This is a genomic window from Streptomyces katrae, from assembly GCF_000966975.1.
Classification (GTDB): Bacteria; Actinomycetota; Actinomycetes; order Streptomycetales; family Streptomycetaceae; genus Streptomyces; species Streptomyces katrae.
This window is the reverse complement of the sequence record NZ_JZWV01001688.1, coordinates 1-327: the sequence shown is the minus strand read 5'-3', so window position 1 is coordinate 327 and position 327 is coordinate 1. Positions and strand designations below refer to the sequence as shown.

The window sequence follows — 327 nt, the reverse complement described above, 5'->3', positions numbered from 1 at the left end:
TGGACACCGTGCGGCGGGCCGCCTCCCTGGGCTTCCGGCGGCTGCTGGTCGACGCCGACCCCCATGCGGCGGGCTTCTACCGGGCGATGGGCGCCGTCCCGGCGGCGGGTTCCCCGCCGGGGCTGGTCCGGTTCGCGGTGGCGCCCGCCCCGCTCGCAGGGTGGGCGCGGGCCTGGACGGGCGGGGGCCCGGCCGTGCACGTGGGCAACGTCGCCGAGTTCAACGGCCAGTTCGCCGAGGCCTCCCTCGGCGGCACGCAGCGGGCCGCGCACGACTACGCCTGCCTGGCCGCCTTCTACAGCCCCCGCCCGGCTGCGCTCCTCCTGC

Annotated in this window: 1 pseudogene; it reads left to right on the top strand. The window is 79.2% G+C overall.

The features are described 5' to 3' along the window. Nucleotides 1-327, top strand: a pseudogene (locus VR44_RS40115) (hypothetical protein); the annotation flags it as partial.